The following is a 17551-nucleotide window of genomic DNA, read 5'->3' as shown; positions in this document are numbered from 1 at the left end:
TGCTTCACGAGCCTGCAGCACACACCATTGAATTGAAGGAAGCATTGATTTTTGCCAACCCCCACCGTCGAATTGACGGTTGGATCCGAGCGAATCCGCGACGAATAGACTTCATTACCGGTCTGATTTACACCTTATTCTGTGTCCCGGGAACCATCGGTCTGGCTGGCGCCATGTCCGCTCCCGCCATGTTGTCTATTATGGCGATCGCCACGCTGCAATCGGCTCCGCTGATGGTTCGTCGGCGATACCCGTGGGCCGTCACCTTGGTTGTCGCTTTTGGGCATCTCATGCAGCTTGGATTCGACGGCCTTTTGCTCCCTTCGCAGTTCTCGGTCCCCATCATGGTTTACACCATGGCTGTTTATGGGAAACGGTGGCAGTCCTTCGGCACGCTCTCACTCGGCTTGGCAGGAGCGGTGCTGGCGACTTTCAGCATGTTCAACCCGTTCCGCTACGCCACAGACCCGAGTCCGTCCATGTCGTTCAACATGTTGGTCTCGTTTGTCGGCTTGGCACTCGTGGTCACTGTCGCGTGGACGTTCGGCGACTTGGCGCGCACACGCCGGCTGGCCATGAAGTCGTTGAAGGAACATGCTGAACGCCTTGAAAAAGAGCGCATTATGGAAAGGGCACTGGCCGCGTCCGATGAACGAAACCATATTGCCCGCGAGATGCATGACATTGTTGCCCACTCTCTATCAGTGATCATTACGCAGGCAAACGGTGCCCGCTATGCAGCAGTCAATGATCCGCAAATTGCCATCGATACGCTCAAGACGGTTTCTGATACCGGGCGTGCTTCGCTCAAGGAGATGCGCCGTCTTCTCGGAGTCCTCAGGAAGGACGAAGAACTGCAAAACAGGCCGCTGCCTGCTCTCGGAGATATCCCCAATTTGGTAGAGATCGCCACGAACTCAGGGTTGGATGTACAACTTCAAACCCTTGGAACGCCACGCAAGGAACTACCCGCTGGCGCGGAACTGACGGCTTACCGGTGCGTTCAAGAATCGCTGACCAATGTGCTCAAGCACGCTGGCTCCAACGCGGTGGCAGAAGTTCTCCTCAATTGGACTTACCGGGGACTGGAGTTGCGGATCAAAGATGACGGACGCGGAGCAGGCGCAATCAAGCTTGAGGGAGCCGGCCAAGGGCTGCAAGGCATGAAAGAACGCGTAGCGTTATATGAAGGAACATGCACCGCTGGCCCACAATCTTCCGGCGGATTCACCGTCGCAGTTTTCATTCCATACTCCGAGGACTAAATTCACATGGAAAATAACAACGTCATCAAGGTCGCCCTGGTGGATGATCAGCTGCTGGTACGAAGTGGCTTCCGAATGCTGATCAATTCACAAGAAGACATGGATGTGATTGCTGAGGCTGGCAATGGCCGTGAAGCCGTTGCCACTCCCCTGATGAGCCAAGCCGATGTCATCCTCATGGACGTGCGCATGCCGGAAATGGATGGCATCGAAGCAACAGAGCGTTTGCTCGATCCCTCCAAGACTGCAGCCGAAGGGCCTAAAGTCATCGTTCTGACAACTTTTGACATGGATGAATACGCTTTGAGCGCGATTCAAGCTGGCGCCAGTGGTTTCTTATTGAAAGATGCACCACCCGAGGAATTGCTGGAGTCCATTCGCACTGTAAACAAGGGCGATGCGGTCATTGCCCCCTCGACCACTCGCCGACTCCTGGATCACATGGCTCCCCTGCTGAAGAAAGAGAGCACCCAGGGAAACAAGGAACTATCAGAGCTCGTGGATTCCCTCACGCGACGTGAGAGGGAGGTTTTCGGACTGATTGCTCTGGGACGATCCAATCCAGAAATTGCAGAGGATTTGTTCCTCTCAGAGGCAACGGTGAAAACCCATGTTGGCCACATACTGGCGAAGCTGGAAGCGCGGGACCGAGTTCAGGCAGTGGTCATTGCCTACCAGACCGGAGTCGTCAGCCCCTAAGTCTCTTTTAGGTGGATCCAACATTTAGGTACAAATTTGCCTGCCGCACTGAGAACTCAGGTTCTCTGCGCGGCAGGCAAATTTGGCTTAAGCAGCCTCTGTTATTTTTCTTCCTCGTACCGAGGGAATACTGGCGACGGTGCCGGCAACTCGGTGCCAGGCACTAATGCCGTATCAAAGTATTCGAAGGTCCGTGCTGATCCTTCGCCGATTGCCAGCGAGTTGAGCATGGCGGTCATGGCCTGAGGCAGAACTGGCTGCAGAAGCAGAGCGACCTTGCGGACGATTTCAATGGTCACATACAACACCGTAGCCATGCGTTCCGGATCAGTCTTCTTCAACTTCCAAGGTTCTTGTTCCGCGAAGTAAGCATTGGTATCGCCCAATACATGCCACACAGCTTCGAGAGCCTTGCTAAATTCCTGACGCGAGTAGGCATCCCGATTAAGCTCAAGAAGCTGTCCAGCGGCATTGAGAATCTGCTGGTCTGCTTCTAGCAATTCACCCGGCGTTGGCACTACCCCGCCGCAGTTCTTTGCGACCATCGACAACGATCGCTGAGCAAGGTTGCCGAAGTTATTGGCGAGGTCACCATTAATGCGAGCGACGATGGTCTCGTGGTTGTAGCTACCGTCAGCTCCGAAAGGTACCTCTCGCAGGAAGAAGTAACGGACCTGGTCCAAGCCGTATCGATTCACAAAGTCATCAGGCGAAACAGTATTCCCCAAGGACTTGGACATCTTTACGCCATTGTTGTGCAAGAATCCATGGATCATGACGCGCTTTGGCAGCGGAAGCTTGGCAGACATCAGGAATGCCGGCCAGTAGATAGCGTGGAAGCGCGAAATGTCCTTGCCGATAACGTGAACGTCGGCAGGCCAGTACTTCTGGAAAGATTCGGACTCTACGTCTGGGAAGCCGACTCCAGTGAGGTAGTTAGTCAAGGCATCCACCCACACGTACATAACGTGCTTTTCGTTGCCTGGTACCGGGATTCCCCAGTCAAAGGTTGTGCGGGAAATTGACAAGTCGGTGAGCCCACCTTCAACGAATCGCACGACCTCATTGAAACGGGAACGTGGCGCGCCAAATTCAGGATTGTCCTGATAGTACGCAAGCAACTTGTCCTGGTACTTGGACAGTCGGAAGAAATACGATTCTTCTTCAGTCCAGGTCACTTCGGTGTCAGTTTCGGTTGCGTAGCGGATGCCGTCTTCGCGAACTTCAGTCTGTTCCTCGGTGTAGAACGCTTCATCGCGTACTGAATACCAACCGGCGTACTTATCGAGGTAAATATCGTCGTTGGCTTCCATGCGGCGCCACAATTCTTGGGCAGCTGCATGGTGATCCGCGTCAGTGGTGCGGATGAAACGGTCATAGCTCGTGCCCAGCTCATCATTCATGGCCTGGAATGCATCCGAGTTGCGCTGAGCTAGTTGAGCTGGCGTGATTTCCAGCTTTTCAGCCGTCTGCATCATCTTCTGACCATGCTCGTCGGTGCCGGTCATGAAGAAGACGTCATGTCCGTCAAGCCGCTTGAACCGCGCCATGACGTCCGTGGCCACGACTTCATATGCGTGGCCGATGTGCGGAGTGCCGTTCGGGTATGAAATGGCAGTGGTGATGTAAAAAGGTTTCTGCTGAGAAGTCACGTTACAAATTTACCTTAGCTCGCGCCGGTTGGAGTTCTTCAAGTCGTTGCTAGCTCGTCACATGATCTTTGCTAGATACTCCCAGAAGGCGCTTCGCAAGGTTCTGCGGATTGTCTGCTGATCAGTTTTCCACTCCCCCAGGACCTGGGCGCAGTCCTTGAGCAGCGTCCTATCGATTTCTGGTGGAAGCTGGGGCTTGTCTGCCATGAGCTCGACAACTTCTGATTGCGTGGTGAACGCAAGCCATGATTCTGCAACCTTGGCGCCGATTTCTTCAGCCACTTTGAGTTCTTGCTGTTCGTAGGCGGCGTTGCCTTTGAATCCTGGGCGCTCGCCACCACTGGAATAGACAACCTCAGCGTTGGACTCGGTCACTGTCATCGCCTTGGCAGTCGTCTTTTGAGCCATCACCGCAGGTGTCGGGGCAAAGGGCTTAGCTGTAGTTGGGGCTGGCGCTTCCGCGGGGGCATTGGCAATAATTGACGTTTTCTCCGAGTGGTGCTGGTCCCACTCCAAGACCTTGGTGAAGGCACTGTCCAGCAGTTGATTAGGAATGGTTTCAATGTAGTCGGCCGTCAAAGCCAAATGTTCCGCAACCGAGGCAACACCAAGCCTGCTGTCGGCTTTAGCAACACCCAGAAGAACAACTTTCATGCCAAGATCTTGCGCTTCTTCTACTGCTTCCGCAAGATCGTCATCCCCGGAAACGAGATAAGCGATCGACGCGGAACGGTTCCTAGCCACTCCGACAAGATCTAATGCAAGACGAAGATCGACGCCCTTTTGCTCACCGTTGTAAGAAATACGACCTAAACGCACCTTTACGCCTGGTATTAGTCCAATACGCTTATGCTGCTCGGTAAACAGTCCGTCTTTAGATGCGTCGTACCAGTAAACGCGTAAGTTATTAAGCCCGGTATTTTTCTTGACCGTTTGAACTATGCCTCGGACCAAGGACTCATAGTGAGTTGTGAAGGCTGACCGCAAGGTTGTACCAGCAGCGCGATGACCACCTAGTGAAAGTAAGAATCCGGCATCGATAAATATGGCAGTATGGTTCATCATGACTACAGCCTAGCGGTTAATCTCATCAATTGTTGGCTACGAATAATCGGACAGATTAGAGGTCCGCAAAAACGCCAAAACATCATGTGTATATTGAGAATGACACTAGCGGTTCCGGGCTTTCCCAGTCCATTAGCCATTCGTTCGAAGAAGCCACAGTCAGTGACCTAGCTCTTCCGATTCACCACACCATCCCAACAGCTTCATACAGAATCTGAGATAAATACATGGCCGACGCTTCAGATCTATAACTCGCGAACGAGAAGTACGAGCTCCATAGAAAGATCTACCGATAAACGGCTCCACAAGACTCAGCGGCACAACACAGACGATGAACAAACCGAGTATTTACACTCAAAATCGGAGACTCGATTTTGTTAGATATTCGCGGGTCCATTGCCCGTTTTCACTAATCGAAATATCTATATGCAAATTTGAGTATTGAAAGTGTTGATCTAAATTCTGACCGCGTCCTTATGAATATTCAATTCTTATATTTCGCGGGCAGACAACCCAATCACGTAGGTAAACACAAAAACAAGCATGAAACAAGGATTGACCTATTTTACGAATAACCGGCACGTCTCCTGAATAACAGAACAGCCGAAAAATTGTCCAGCACTTTGAACAATTTCCGGCAATTAAGGTCCTCGCAAAGAAAATCTGGCATCGCTCATTCACCTCAGTGAACTCCAGCTATGCAACTACTTCACGACGGAGCGACCATTCTTCAGACTGATCCCAGCCAGCATCGTGGAAACTATTGAAGTCGTCACATGGATGGAATTTGGAGACACATCCGGATGATCATGAATGTCCGGATTGTCGACGTCAATAAAAATTCCATTATCGGTATTCGACAAAATTCGTTCATCTATGTATTTGTGTTGCGGGGAACGGCTGGAATAAATGACACATTGAGTACCCTCTGGAGATTTTTCCAACTTGTCATCAGCGAATAACCTGGAAAATATATCAGACTTCTTACTAGAAAAAATTTCATTATTCGTAAAATGAATATCATTGTGATTGTTCCAATAATGCTCATCGGACAAAATTGGGTCCACGGCAACAAATTTCAACCCGAGTGATACTCCGTAGAATGTCGCGCCGGTGCCACCCTTAGAAGATCCCAGCAGGACGGCGTCGCCAGCATCGATGCCGTACTGCTTCATTATTGATGTGATCAATTTTTCGATATTTTTTGAATTATTTGGATGCGTCAAGGTATCTAGGTAGAAATTACCAATGACTCCTCCTAAGTCGGCAATACGAAGAACATATGTTTCTTTATTGCTAAATTTTGATATGGAATTATAGTTCTTTGTAAAATATCGACTTAAACTAGATGTAAACAAATACGGAGGCATCGAAGAAAATAGTACGAGCAATCTTGGGCGGCCCGGATTCTGCTGAGGTTTCTCGATTGAGTAAACTATGCCATCGTCAGTCTTCGAGTACGTTCCGTCTTTTAAAGGGTTCCATAGCGCACTGACTCGACTTTCATGGACAAAGCTCGTTATTGTCTCTCTTTGGACGTACGAATAATAACCATGACGAGCCAACGTCACTAGTCCTTGCCTCATCTCCTCATTCGTCAATGCAATACGTGAAAATGTTTGATCAAGATTCATGGTCGCCGTATCAACATGGATATATTTCAGAGTTGAATCACTGTTCAACAGCTCGACTAAGTCGCGTACTTCAGGGGAATCGAGTTTTAGTACATTACCGGTACGTTCCAAGTGAAAAACCTTTCAACAGCCGGTGTGCTCTGCAAGTTACAAAGCACACCGGATAGGGACTGCTACATAGTCGATGGAACGACGTTTACCCAACAAACTCGGATAACGCCGTGTTCAAGGACCTCTCACAGTAAGCGGCCACATCGAACTTGACGAATTCCGTACCGGAGTCGAGAGTATCGATGAAGCCCTGAGCTAGACCGTCGACGGAATTTTCTACCAAAAGTCCGAAGCCTGGACCAAGAACTCCTCGGTTACCGACGATGTCAGTTGCCAGGACCGGCAGCCCAAGGCTTAGAGCTTCTAGCAAAACCATCGGTTGACCTTCATGATCTGATGCTAGGACAAATGCATCGGCCGCCCGCATAACTGGGAACGGATTCGAACGTTGTCCGGCCAATAATATTGAGGATCCTAACGAATTGGAAGAAATGAAAGCTTCTAGTTCAACACGTAGCGGGCCTTCCCCCAGCAGAATTAGTTTCGCATCTGGCTTGATCTTCAAATGTTTGCTGAAGGCTTTGAAAAGTTTTAAATGTGCTTTTTCCGGCGACATTCGCCCAATGCTGACCCAGGTCTCCGAAGCCGATGACACAAAATCACTAATATCTTGGTCAACGTCCATTTCAGAGTCAGCATAAAGCTGTCCGTAATTGATCAGATTATTGATTGGTCGGAAGTTTGACGGATTTATGTCAAAAATATCTCCGAGTTCTTCGCGATTAATATCATTGGTGGCTTCGGACACCGAAAGCAATTTGTCGAACCACTTATTAATTTTCATCGTTCCGGCTAATTCAGGATATTTAGTCGTCCACTCCGCATAAATCCTGTTATGCATGAATGCAACTTTTTTCCCAGTTTCTGGTGCAGCCCCCAACAATGCCGACCAGAAAGGTGCATAACCGTCAAATTCAATAACTGAATCGAATTTGGCCTGTCCAAAGATTCGGATAAACTCGCGCTTGAAACCATTTGCATAGATTTCTTCTTGTTCTGACGATCCCCATTCGTTCCAACCGTTAAACTTGTCAATCACCCATCGCTCCTCTAGAGACGTTAGATGTGCACCTACGCGAGCAATCTTTTGGACGAATTCAGGTAGCGAATTGAACTTCTCCATTCGCAATGGTTCCTTGCTAAATGGAGTCGGATCAAAGAGGAACACCACCCGATATTCTTCGGTATCAATCGCATTCAGCAAATTAATGAACGCTGAGGTAATCCCATTTGGCAATAAGCTCTGGTGGAAGAGAAGGACTTTCTTGGTGTCTCGTGGGTATGCTTCCATCTTATCCGTGGCTGTACCAAAGAAAGCATCAACAGTACGTTGTGAAGCCTGTCCATCTTCTCGTGGTGAGAACTTAGCGATGGCGGACAAATAGGCGTCTTCGTTCTGGATGCCTTGCGATAAGGCCGAATTGATGCAAGATTCAAGCTCTAATGGCGATCGCGACACTAAACCTGGCATGTCTTCGATGTCGAAGTACAGGCCTCGTTCTTCTTGGTAATCCTCTAAGTCTGGAACGTGGTAGATAATTGGCTTGTTCATCGGCAGGTAATCGAAGAAGATGCTCGAATAGTCCGTAATCAAAACATCTGAAATCGCCATTACTGACTCAGAAGCAATGTGCTCTGGAACAGTAATAGCAGGCAGCTCCATCTTGGCCAAGATCGACTCTGTCATATGATGAGCTCGGAAAAGCAAAACGGTATCGTCAATCGATCCCATGATTCCAAGATCTCGCACCAATGTATCCGTATCAAAATGCTTCGTATTGAGTGATCCTCGCCAAGTGGGGGCGTAGAAAATCACGCGTTTTCCGTCTTTGACACCAAGCTCTCGACGCAGGTCAAGTTTGGTCTCTTCATTCTCGGTAAGCATTCGGTCGATTCGTGGCGTACCCGTACGCAGGAAATTCCCAGAGTAGATCCCAGCAATGTCATAACGATCAATGAGCACGTTTTCCGTGTGTTCGTTAGGCGAAAGCAAGTCAGTGGCCTGGAGGAAGTTGCGACTGACGTTTGCATGTTCCATAAACCCAGTTTGTATGTCTTTGCCAAGAGTCTTGATCGGAGTACCATGCCAAGTGTTCAAATATTTCTGACCGTCACGTCGCACAAAGTAATAAGGGAACGTCACGTTATTAATGAGGTGTTTCGCAGACGCCAGCATCTTCAAGTAAAGGCGACTTCCTCGCTGAACGAGCACAACGTTCGGATTCGATTTCACATCATCCGGAACCTTAACTTCAGGCGTGACAACCCAATAGTGACGCTTGCTCGAATATTCGTCGCGTTTAGCCAGTTCACGATAAATCGCGAGTGGGTTACAAGATACTTTCCCGCCAAAGTAACTTTCGTATAGAACCGCTTCCTCATCTAGTTCAAGACTCTCTTGAAACTCAACATACTCCATGATGTCGCGGCGCCATTTAGTTTTGAGGTATTGTTCGGGAGCGATACCGTCGGGACGAAGAAATACTCGCGTACTCATGAAGGAGGACACGGCAGTAGCCTTGTCCCCCAGGCAGAAAGCTGCCAAGCCTTTGTGGAAATACCAAGTGCCGGCCTGTTCAGAATCTCGTTGGCACGCCTCAGTTAGGAACTCCAGCGCTACATCAAATTGCCCTGACTTCAAAAGCTTTAGTCCACGGGCGTGCATGGCACCAACATCATTCCTATTTACCAATCTAACTAGATTGGCACGGAACAGCTCTTGGTCATATTCGTTCGCCTCTTGTGCCTCAAGAGCAGTAATTTGTTGGACTAGATCGGCTTGTGCCGGCAAGCTCCGCAAAAATGCTTCCAGAGCTTCATCGATGCGTCCGGCCGAAACTAAGGTGTAGGCCAATCTGAATTGCCAGTACGGCTGCTCTTTAGATTGGAACCGAATAGCTGCGTCATACGCTGACGCAGCTTCGTCAAATCGTTTCTGTCGTTCAAGCGTCAGCCCCAACCGGTAATGCCAGGCCGGCTTCTCAGGATTCTCTTCAACTGCGCTCCTGAGCCAAGCAGAGGCATCTTGCCAAAGGTTATTTCGATCGGCTGCAAGACCGATACTATACAAATTATCGGCGAAGACGTTGTCGTTGCCAATTGCTTCCTTGTAGAACCTATAAGCTTCTGGCCAGTTTCCTTTATTTTGGAAATATTGACCAACAACTAGCTTGGGCTCAACGCCCGGTTTCATCGCTGTGATTGCTTTCAAACCACGAACTTCTAAAGCATGTTGACCGCTCTCACGCCCGGACCGAACTAGTCCACAGGCATTGGCGAGACTCTCCGAACCCGCAGCGATGGCCTTAGCATGAGCTTCCGCGCTCTCTTTAAATCGGCAAAGCGACGAAAGCTCGGCTCCTAGTCGTTCCAACCAACTTGCGTTCGCTGGTTCAAGCGCTAGCCCATATTCCAAAGCTTCGATCTTTTGCCAGGTAGGACTGTTTTTAAGTGTATTCGTTACGTAAGCAGCTGAAATAGATTTGTCGGCTGAATCCATGTGGATAGCGTTGGCCAAGACCTCGCGCGCTTCAGCGTATTTCTTTGAACTTGAATACGCGCGGGCAAGCCGAAGCAAGCCGTCTTTATTTCCTGGCTGAAGTGCAACAGCCCGCTCATAGGCCGTAGCTGCGTCATCGTGGCGTTTAGTCTGCTCGTACAGTGCGCCGAGTCGAATGTGCCATGAATAATTATCTGAAACCAGAGATATCGCCTTTTTTGTCCAGAGCAAAGACTCGGGCAAATTTTTCAGCTGAAAATAGGCATTACCGACTAGGTAATTTACTCGCCCATCGAACTTGCCAATAATCTTTTCGGCTCTTAAGAACTCATCAACGGCGTCCTCCCATCGCCCGCTCTTACCTAAGAGCTGCCCTCGTTTAATAGTGGCTTCCGCGAACAAGTCTTTAATAACCATGATTTTCCTCCTGAGAAGGCAACTGCCTAATGAAATACGACTGAAGTTAAGTCTCACTATTCACCACCCTAAAGTTCCCAAGCCGAAGAAAGGAAACCTACTAATGTACTGAGTGATAAACGAAAAAGCTATTTGTTGAGATCCCAAACATATGAAGTTGGCAAAAGCCACACTCCACGTTCACACTCTGCACCAGTCAAAGTATTACCCTCTCAAATTCGGCAATGGCTCTTTGGTTGTAATCTTCTACGTCAAAGTGCGTCAAGGCCTTGTCTGCATCTATCTGCTCAATCATTCCGGTTGCCAGATCTGCTACTGTCGGCTGGACTATTTTGCCTACGTTTTCTGGCAATGCTCCCTTTACTGAACCGAATGACGTAGTTATTACTGGTACTCCCAAAACAAGCGCTTCAAGCAGGACCATCGGCTGTCCTTCGTAATCACTCGACAATACGAAAGTATCCGACAAGGACATGATGCGATAAGGATTCTTAACATGGCCGATCAATTTGACCGACTCATTTAGACCCAACGCTACGATCTCCCTTTGAAGTTGCTGTCTGAGCGGCCCGTCACCAGCTATTACTAATCGAGTATTCGGGTCTTGCCTGTGCACACGTGCAAATGCATTGATTAGTCGGCTATGGTTCTTTTCCGGTGACAATCGACCAGCAGAAAAGAACGTGAAAAAGGGTACTGAAGAATCGTTGTACGGAGGAACCTCAAGATTGGCGGTGTATCCAGGATCAATAAGCGAACGAACGATCTCTCCCAAGAGCATGCTCTTTTGGTATCGATTCAAGCTGTTGATTTTCAACTCCCCCTGGCCCTTCAATCGCGCCAATGCGAGAATTTTTTTACCGTTTACGGTATTTGAAGACCAAGAAAAATTCGATCGAGGCGCCCACTTGGCAAGAGAGTTTCGGTTGATCTCGTTCAAACCTTCGGACACGGACACCAAGTTGTCAAACTTGTGATAAATCGAAAAAGTAGAATATAGTCCGTCCTTCAACGGCATATTACCTTCGATGGACCTCAAGGCATCCGAGGCCAGATCGTTATGCAGCCATATAGACTTCTTTGAATCCGGACCGTGCAAAAAGAGCATTCCCCAGAACGCAGTATAGCCACTGAAATCGATCATGTGATCAAATTTGGCGTTACCGAAGCAACGATTCCATTCTGTTTCCCACAGCTTCCTCTGCGAATTAAACTTCGCACCGAAGACGTCGCTACCTCGTTTAAGAATTCGCAGTCGAAGTGCATTTGCGGCGTATCCACCAATAAAGGTCCCAAATCTGAAGAGAACGCGAGCATTGGGATTTATCTGGCCGTATATATGTTCTCTTGCGCTTTTTGCGTTGTACGGGCACAAAACCGTTACATCAAACCTTGAGTAATCAATGTTGTCCAACAGATTGAGTGCTGAAGTAGTAATACCGTTTGGGATCATGCCACCCGCATAAATAAGGATTTTTTTCTTTTCCTTATTAGAAATCCGCACCTTACGGGCATCACCAGAACCGAAGACGGCACCTACAACCCGCTCCGTGCAGCGCCCATCATCGAATGGAACATATTTCTGACGGCTCTTGGCATAGGCCTCCGCGATCTTAGCGTTGGCTACATTAGACCCAAGAGACCTAATAATTGCCCCTACTAGATCGTTGGGAGACTTAGTTATTTCCCCGGGCAAATCCTTAGGATCAATATAGAGATCCCTGTATCGCTTGTAGTCTTCCAAGTCTGGTATATAGAAAATAACCGGTTTTCCGGAACTCAGGAAGTCGTAGAAGATACTCGAATAGTCTGTAATGAGTACTTCTGATGCGCCCAAAGCGAGATTAGTAGGAACACTGTTAGGTATCAGATAATTCCTAAGATCTGCGTCCTCACTTACAGCCGCTGAAACGACTTGATGAGCTTTGAGCAGTACCTGATACCTATCTGTATCAATACCCGCTTCAACACTTGCTACAAGATTCTTCAGGCTTGCCGCATCATTGTGGGGACTAAAGTAGGATTCACCCTTCCACGTTGGCGCGTATAGAATAATCTCGCGTTCGTCGACCTTGAGCCCATTTTCTTCCATTGCAGCACGAAAATCACGACCCGGATTGGTCTCGATGCTCTGACGATCCGTTCGAGGGTTTCCCTCTTCAATGATTTCGCCTTCGAAAATATTGCGAAGCTTGAAGGCTTGCGCGTACATCTCTTCCGTCATGGATGGCGATGACGATAATAAGTAGTCAGCCATTAGAAAATTACGAACAATGTTACGAGCATCCTCGGGGCGATTCGGAATATCATACCCCATTTTTTTCAGGGGGACCCCATGCCAGGTATTTAGGTAAATTTGATTTTCACGCTTAGAAAAAGGTGCGGGAAAGCTGACATTATTAATCAAATATTTAGAGGTGGATAGTTTACGGTGATAATCTAAAGAACCATATTTAACAAACGTTACGTTTGAGTTTTTTTGAAACTCATTAACAACTGTCTTGTAACGCTGCAAGTCATTTAATACCCACGTGAACTTATATTCAGAATACTTCGGATTTTGCACCATATAGCGAAATATGGCTTCCGGATGGCATAACATTCCATTGCCAGAATACGACTCAAACAAGACGGTTTTATCTTGAACAGGAAGACTTCTCCAGTACGATTGAACCTCACGCTTAGACAGATTTTTGATCCGTCGCGATAGGTTTTTAAGGTCTGTCATATCTGGCAATTGCTAGTTCCCCTGCTCATGTCCTACAGTCCGGTCCGAGTAAGTTGTCGAGTAGATAGCAAGCTGTCGCCAAATCGCTTCTAGGTCCTCTTCGCCTTATCTCAAATCGGTGGCTCGTCCTACAAGTATAATCAAAGTACGTAATCCCCGCGGTACAACGACCATTACCCAGGGTACAAGGAACGCTATTTGTAACGAAGAACATGATTTATTGCCTTGTCACCGGTTTGTACCAGACTAAAAACTTCAAGTTTCTAGTGATCCGATCTGCACGGTGTCCAGCCGATTACACCAGTAGAACTGCGTTCCGTGAGTATTTTTCTGAACCATGGCTTCCAGATCTTCACTCAACCTGGTTGGGCCGACTACTTTGCGTTCAAAGTTAGCGTTTCCACGAGCCGATCCCTGGCAACAGGTTAGTGAATTCTTCCGACAGGTGCCCCATGTAGGTCCGCTAATCAGCAGTCAGCTAGGCTAACAGCGATCACACGCGACTTCACGATATCCCGAATGAGTCGGCGACGATTGGTTGTTTGTGAATGAAGCAGACAAGAAACACCTTAATTGGGACAACGGCTCAATTGCATTCCAACTCGTCAATATCTCAACGGAAAACCACAGAGTACTCCACGACCTGAACGCCGGGAGATTATCCAAATCTCGATTCGGACTTGCGCAGACGCATTACCTCGGGCTCGGTGCAGTAAGAGTTGAGTTTCGTGAGTACTCCAAAGCCCGGGTAGAATATCGTCGGTATGATGGCGGCTAGTGTTATTAACGTGGACTGGAGAGTATTTTGGAAATCGACCAACTAGTTAATAGTTTGCTGGCTCTGGTGAAAAATCAGAACAAGATTTTGGAGAATCAAGGAAAGCAGCTCGCTGAGCAGGGGCGAATGCTTGAAGTTCTAGGCAAGGCAAGCCTTAGAGAAGTCTTGGCTGATGTCGACGAGACTATCCAGAACCGACAGTTTTCCATGATGGAAACCATGGAGGAACTACATAAGGGCAAGTCGGTCGCTCGTTGGGGAGACGGCGAGATCCGTCTAATGCTACAACCCGAATTTGAACTTTCTTTCCAAAAGCCAAATCCTGGTCTAGCGGCTGAACTCAAGCGTATTCTTGAATCCTACGACTCCATCTACGATCACACTCTCCTCGCCTTCCCAACTATTTTCGTGAGCCGTCTTTGGATGGGTATCTGGGCTGAGGTTTGGCACGCGCTCCAGCCAATATTGGCGGAGTCAAAGTCCACTTGGGCCAACACTCATATCTCGAGACCACTGTTTTTCCAGAAGCATGGGCAGGAGGCCGTAGATGCCTGGCGCTCGCTTTGGGACGGTAAGAACGTATGTGTCATCGCAGGTAGAAACTCACGTTTTGCGTTGCTTCCTGAATTGTTCGATAACGTCGCTGACATCAAACTCGTCGAGTCACTGCCTCGTAACGCTTTCTCCGAATTCACTGAACTCAAGGAACGTGTATTAGGCACTCCGAAGGCCGACATCTATCTGACTGCTCTCGGGCCGACTGGCACGACCCTTTCTGCCTTCTTGAGCTCACCGGATGGCGGGAACAAGCACACCATCGATGTTGGTCATCTCGCATCAAGTTATGCTGCTGCATTTACCGGTGGCGAATTTCCGGAAAATGTGCCGTTGATCAAGTCCGAGTCAAAATAATAAAATGTCGCATCGTTAACCATCTAGGTCTTTCAGATTATCTGGTTATCACGTAATTCAATAGTCAGTCACGTCCTGCACCGAATTCGGGCCTGATTCTCACCTTGTAGAAGGTGAGAATCAGGCCCAAATGCTTTTTGTCCTCTTATTGAGATCTGCCAGTCAGATTTACCCGATGGAGATTAATTCCCCCGAGGACAATTTCATTATGACCGATACTTGCCTCAGTCCCGTTTGAACTGATTCGTCGATCAAAGTCCTCAGCAAGGTCCCGCAGCCGTCTGATCAACGTCAGAAACGGCGAAGTCTCCCCATGAAATCCAGTCGCTTAACTCAACCTTAGCGACACGGGAATTGCCGCATAGCTAATAATCCGCGATAGTTCAACTCAAGTAATTCGCATACTGTTTCGACCAACTGTCAGAATTACGGAGCCTTCGGTATTAGAAGACACTACCCGGAGTACCAACTATCCGATCCTGAAACCGCTAACTAGCTGGCTGGAGTACAAGGATCGCAGTCGGCTAGCACTTGAGGTATCCGGTAGTGCAGCAACAGTAGGCTGGCGCGAGCGAACCCTAAGTAGCCCAACGCTTCCGCCGAAGGCGTTTATTTATACTGGCGAGCCTCAAATATATGCTGAATCCCGATAACTGTGACGCTCTACCACACGCCGACGTATTACTTTGCCTCGTGTGGTAGCGCCCATAAAATCTTACTTGCTGTCGCTCAGACCAGCAGTCAAAAGCGATTCTTCCAAAGGGCCTAGATCAATTATCAGGTCCGGCAGCGTCGCAGATTCTGCCAGTTCGTGCCACGAAACTTCGTTCAGGTCCTTCTGCAGTACGGATTTCTTGCAAACTTGACGACGGTTCAGAGTTGAGAAGAAATCATCGAATTTAAAATTGCTGGAGTGCAACTTATGGTCCGAAACCTGAAGCCAGATCCAAGGAATTCCATATGCCTGAGCCACAATTATTCCGTGTAATGAAGATGAAATACACACTGATGAAGAAGCGATTTGCTCCACCACCAGGCGAGCGTCATCCCCTACATTAATGAAATTGATGTTTTCATCTTCCGTGTCCAAGTATTTTGCGTGCTCCCAATGGAGAACGACTGAAACCGACTTCGGTTCCGCAGAATCTCTACGGGCAACTGGGAAATATTTTGGCAGGAGTAATGCCGGGTCGCCGAATACAGAAGGGACGCTCCAACCCAACTTTGCTTCCAGCTCAAGTTGTGTGTATCGACCACGTACGGCTAGAACGTTCACATTTTCTCGTCGTCTGAGATTCATGATCTGCCGATCAGACAAAGGTGCAAGGAGACCGCTCCCCCAAACAGTCACATTGTCCCGGTCAATTGAAGTCGTAATAGATCCAACCGAATACAATGTGTTGCCGGCGCGGACCCTTTGGCGTGCGTTCATGGGCTTCACTCCGAGAATCTCCGAGACGAGCAAGGGGCCTACCGAATCTCCAAAGTTGGCAAGGCCATCCCACCAGTAGATGGGAAGTCCTGGTTCGTCTCCCGCAATATTTTCCCTTTTGAACGAAAGGTACTCCGTAGTTTCCTTTTGAATCTCTTCTATAAGATCGATAACGCTTCCGACAACTGCTTCATCGCTTCCATTTTCAAGGATCCGCGGAATAAGCAATCGTTCGCCGTCTTCTTGACGAAGGTGGTACTTTGTCAAGAAGGCATTTCTGATGAGCCGCCGCGTTGCAATAGTCCGCCCAACCAGACTTACCGCAAATGAATTTTCATTCACTTCAATATCAAGAGCAACTTGACCCATCAACACTGGAAACTCAATTACGCATTTAATATTTCTGTATACAAAAATTTTATCACAGCATTGCGTTAGGTAAGAGCTTTCATTTAACAGTTCATTTAATTTTGCAATATTTAATTCCATCGGGCGTCAATTCTAATCGTGAAACTTATAATGGCCTAATGTATGATACCGCATTTGCCCGCCCATCCGCGTTTCGGCGGTCACGTCTAATTGGTCCCATTTTGAAGTCACCGCGGTGATGCTGCTCGCGGAGCATTCCGTAGGTTTCAAGCGTGTACTTAGGAAGAGCAAGACTGCAGTCCGATTGCGATTTGCACCAGCTACCCCCTCAATCTACCTAAAAATAGGGTTATAGTTCTTACTAGGCACCGTCACGCCAGGAAGCAACATCTTCGTTTGCCACTGACTTTCAACGCGCACGGGCGTTGGTAGACCCGCAACATATTTGACGGAGATTTGTCATGTCGCAAGTCGTCGCGATACGACGGCGCGGAGTGTAATGCTGTAACCTCAAACGAATCCGTTGCTTTTATGCGCGGTTAGATTAGATTGAACAACTATCGAATGAAATACCTTGTTGGTCGTGACTCTCGAACCGAATATTTGGGATCATTTACCAACTTCAAACTGTAAACCAACCACTTTGTGCGATACCTTGCTACAACAAAGTCGTTCATGGTCCGACAGTGTCGGGAATTGCAAAACTGGCGCCTAGTCTCAATTTTGATTCGAGCATTTCGAAGTTGGTGTAGACCGCTAACTCAGATTTCCTGGTCCTAAATCTCTGGTACGTTGACTTCGCGCCATGAGTTCCTTTCCGTCAATACGCGCAAAGGCACCACGGCCGATATAAACCAACATGTGCATGTGGCTCATTGATGCTTAGCGTTTCGTTCATAGATCTAATGATCATGCGATGCGGCAAGGGCTTGCCCCAAAATCTTTAGAACACTTACGCCTCAGATATTCGTCGCACAGTACTGGCAACCA

The 17551-nt window shown here is 48.4% G+C and carries 9 protein-coding genes; 3 read left to right on the top strand and 6 right to left on the bottom strand.

Going from position 1 to position 17551, the window contains the following annotated elements; translation table 11 throughout:
- Nucleotides 1-188: 188 nt before the first annotated feature.
- Nucleotides 189-1265: a histidine kinase gene (locus H6F58_RS06125; protein WP_244652384.1), complete on the top strand. Its 1077-nt coding sequence runs from the start codon at nt 189-191 to the stop codon at nt 1263-1265.
- A 6-nt stretch (nt 1266-1271) separates the two neighbouring features.
- The gene (locus H6F58_RS06120) at nt 1272-1964 is read left to right on the top strand and encodes a response regulator transcription factor (RefSeq protein ID WP_195181344.1); all 693 of its coding nucleotides are present in this window, start codon (nt 1272-1274) and stop codon (nt 1962-1964) included.
- Nucleotides 1965-2065: 101 nt separating this feature from the next.
- Here H6F58_RS06120 and metG read toward each other — a convergent pair whose 3' ends face one another.
- From metG to H6F58_RS06095, 5 genes are all read right to left on the bottom strand, one after another.
- A complete protein-coding gene (metG, locus tag H6F58_RS06115) occupies nt 2066-3616 on the bottom strand; it encodes a methionine--tRNA ligase (RefSeq protein ID WP_195181343.1) in 1551 nt (516 codons plus the stop codon).
- A gap of 57 nt (nt 3617-3673) precedes the next feature.
- Complete coding sequence (locus tag H6F58_RS06110) at nt 3674-4681, bottom strand: NYN domain-containing protein (RefSeq protein WP_195181342.1); 1008 nt, start codon at nt 4679-4681, stop codon at nt 3674-3676.
- Between the two features lie 704 nt (nt 4682-5385).
- The gene (locus H6F58_RS06105; protein ID WP_195181341.1) at nt 5386-6426 is read right to left on the bottom strand and encodes an XcbB/CpsF family capsular polysaccharide biosynthesis protein; all 1041 of its coding nucleotides are present in this window, start codon (nt 6424-6426) and stop codon (nt 5386-5388) included.
- Nucleotides 6427-6511: 85 nt separating this feature from the next.
- Nucleotides 6512-10342, bottom strand: a complete 3831-nt coding sequence (locus H6F58_RS06100; RefSeq protein ID WP_195181340.1) for a CDP-glycerol glycerophosphotransferase family protein — start codon at nt 10340-10342, stop codon at nt 6512-6514.
- Nucleotides 10343-10538: 196 nt separating this feature from the next.
- Nucleotides 10539-13070 (bottom strand): glycosyltransferase, encoded by a 2532-nt coding sequence (locus tag H6F58_RS06095; protein ID WP_195181339.1) that lies wholly within the window; start codon nt 13068-13070, stop codon nt 10539-10541.
- Nucleotides 13071-13875: 805 nt separating this feature from the next.
- On the opposite strand from H6F58_RS06095, the gene H6F58_RS06090 reads away from it, so the two are divergent.
- Complete coding sequence (locus tag H6F58_RS06090) at nt 13876-14760, top strand: GT-D fold domain-containing glycosyltransferase (protein ID WP_195181338.1); 885 nt, start codon at nt 13876-13878, stop codon at nt 14758-14760.
- 715 nt (nt 14761-15475) lie between these two features.
- On the opposite strand, the gene H6F58_RS06085 is transcribed toward H6F58_RS06090, so the two are convergent.
- Nucleotides 15476-16681, bottom strand: a complete 1206-nt coding sequence (locus H6F58_RS06085) for a polysaccharide pyruvyl transferase family protein (protein ID WP_195181337.1) — start codon at nt 16679-16681, stop codon at nt 15476-15478.
- Nucleotides 16682-17551 lie beyond the last annotated feature (870 nt).

The organism is Glutamicibacter sp. FBE19 (assembly GCF_015524875.1).
GTDB classification, from domain to species: Bacteria; Actinomycetota; Actinomycetes; order Actinomycetales; family Micrococcaceae; genus Glutamicibacter; species Glutamicibacter halophytocola.
This window is presented reverse-complemented; position numbering and strand designations above follow the sequence as displayed.

What these genes read in the sequence shown, in the direction of transcription:
- H6F58_RS06125 (WP_244652384.1), top strand. Translation starts at nt 189, where the DNA reads ATGTTGTCTATTATGGCGATCGCCACGCTGCAATCGGCTCCGCTGATG.
- H6F58_RS06120 (WP_195181344.1), top strand. Translation starts at nt 1,272, where the DNA reads ATGGAAAATAACAACGTCATCAAGGTCGCCCTGGTGGATGATCAGCTG.
- H6F58_RS06110 (WP_195181342.1), bottom strand. Translation starts at nt 4,681, where the DNA reads ATGATGAACCATACTGCCATATTTATCGATGCCGGATTCTTACTTTCA.
- H6F58_RS06100 (WP_195181340.1), bottom strand. Translation starts at nt 10,342, where the DNA reads ATGGTTATTAAAGACTTGTTCGCGGAAGCCACTATTAAACGAGGGCAG.
- H6F58_RS06095 (WP_195181339.1), bottom strand. Translation starts at nt 13,070, where the DNA reads ATGACAGACCTTAAAAACCTATCGCGACGGATCAAAAATCTGTCTAAG.
- H6F58_RS06085 (WP_195181337.1), bottom strand. Translation starts at nt 16,681, where the DNA reads ATGGAATTAAATATTGCAAAATTAAATGAACTGTTAAATGAAAGCTCT.